Genomic DNA, 2146 nt, shown 5'->3' with positions numbered 1-2146 from the left:
TGGCCTCGAAAGACTCCGCGACCTGGAACCACTCCTGCTTCTCCACCGACTTCGACATGCTCGCCAGCGTCCACGGCGGCGGCTCTCACCTCAACGCCTCTCAGCACGTCGTTGGCCGGACGCTTACCTCGCTCCGACATCAAACACCCTTCCATCGCATTGAGGGGGTCCACGGAAGCGAGGACACTCACTCTCAACCTATCCATGTCGACACTCCGGTGGCTCATCCGCGCGATGTCCCTGCCCCCACCGCCCTGGCGGTGCTCATGGATGCGCGAGCATGCTCCCGCGAGACCATCAGGTAAGAATTCACCCGCCAGTTGAAAATGAACTGAGCGCCGCGTTCGCTCGGAGTGCAGAGGTTCCGCGTACCTGTCAGTGGGCCTAGACTAGACGCCCCCCTCAATGTCAGGTATTTGCCATTTACCGCTCACTACCCAGGGGTTCACCACATGTTGAAGTCGGGGCTTGTTGCACTTTGCGTCACGTTTACGGCCGGGCTCGTCAGCTTGACGGCGGCGCCGCAGGCACATGCGGCCGGGCTCTTCGCGAAGACCCAAGTCATTGTTGACGAAGAGATAGCGATCTCAAACCGCGGCTCTCAGATGCGCGGCTTCAAGCTCTCAAGAAAGGCAACACTTCAAGTCAGCGTCAAGGGCACCAAGAACACAGATAAGGGATTTGACGTCTATCTGATGACGACGGACAACTACGAAAAGTTCAAGGCAGGAAAGGAGTTCAAGCACTTTCCCGCGTTCCAGGGCCTGAAGATCACTGGGGCTACAAATACCGAAGACATCCCGACAGGAGACTACGTACTTGTCATTCACAACAAGTATAATCTACTCAAGGGAATGATCGTACAGGTCAAGGCGACCATCAATCCCTAGCACTCCCCTTGCACCAACCTGCGGCGGGCGACCGTCGCAGATGCAATCCGTGCCGACCGATGAAGACTGCCCGGGCTCGGGGGGGGGCTTGACGTGGATCAGCCAAGCAGGCAGTTCAGGCCGCACGGAGCATCAGAAATATCCACAAATAGGCGCTGCATCGCCCTTGCCTGAGTTCCGATGCCGAACCCAAGATCTAAGCCATACGAATATCGGCGCGCTTACGAGCCGAGCACGCTCGGAAGACTATGGGGGCTATCTGAAAATCGCTGCGCGTACCCGGATTGCCAATCCAAGCTGATTGCTGACGCCACGCCCCATGACGACTCGGTCATTATTGGCCACATCGCACACATCTACTCCGTGAAATCCAGCGGGCCTCGTCCTTATCCATTTGAAGGCGCCAGAAAAGAAATCATCAACGGATACGACAATATGTTGCTGTTGTGTCGGAACCATCATGCGCTGGTGGACTGCCAAGAGTCGTCCTTTTCAGCAGAAATGCTCAAGCAGTGGAAGCAGAATCACTCCCGCCAGTCTCTAGCCAAACGCACGTCAATACTGCCGGAACGGTTCCATGAGTTCGCCTGCATGGGGGCTCTCTTCAAGCTCCAGGCCCTGGACGGAGCAATTACATCTATCGGCGCACCTGTCACTCGAATCGTGCGCGAAAAGAGCGGAACGAGCGAGCGCGACATTCTGTATGTGAATCGGCAAGTATGGATCCGCCTCGATAACGGCCACGAATTCGACTTAAAGCTCCAGAACATCGCCCCCCCAGGCCGCGAAGGAATGCGCGTAACCTTGTTGCAGATCATTGACGAGGCAGGCAACGCTCTTCCTCACTCCATCTTCAACCACGCGTCTTCGGGCTGGACGCAGCTCAATCATGCCTGGACGACAATTGATTGGAGCATCAGCAGAACTGAATTCGTTTTGGCCAGTTTGCTTTTCTTCGCCCTACTAGTGGCTGCCGTGTTCTTGCCAGTTGCCTTGGGACTCCCATTACATCCACTGGCACAACTGACCTGTCCAGGCTTTCTTGCAACTTCGATGGCCAGTGCTGGAACAAGACACTGGCGACTGTGGCGGCATGCCACAATGGCAATGAAGGAGACGCTGTTCGCTTGATCCAGCGATAGAGAACCGTGAACCCTTGACGGGACGAAGTTCCCTGCTGCGAAATCGCGCTTGAACTTCCTACTGGACTGGGACTTGTCCAGAGCAAGCCCTGCGTATACGGCTCTCACTGGGAC

2 protein-coding genes are annotated in these 2146 nt (G+C 56.3%); both read left to right on the top strand.

Annotation, left to right across the window (positions count from 1 at the left end; translation table 11 throughout):
* Positions 1–452 precede the first annotated feature (452 nt).
* The gene (locus G4D87_RS36940; RefSeq protein ID WP_163787469.1) at positions 453–890 is read left to right on the top strand and encodes a hypothetical protein; all 438 of its coding nucleotides are present in this window, start codon (positions 453–455) and stop codon (positions 888–890) included.
* 180 nt (positions 891–1070) lie between these two features.
* Positions 1071–2021, top strand: coding sequence for an HNH endonuclease (locus G4D87_RS36935; RefSeq protein WP_338045027.1), 951 nt, complete (start codon positions 1071–1073; stop codon positions 2019–2021).
* Positions 2022–2146 lie beyond the last annotated feature (125 nt).

The organism is Myxococcus vastator (assembly GCF_010894475.1).
In the GTDB taxonomy this organism is placed as follows: domain Bacteria; phylum Myxococcota; class Myxococcia; order Myxococcales; family Myxococcaceae; genus Myxococcus; species Myxococcus vastator.
This window is presented reverse-complemented; position numbering and strand designations above follow the sequence as displayed.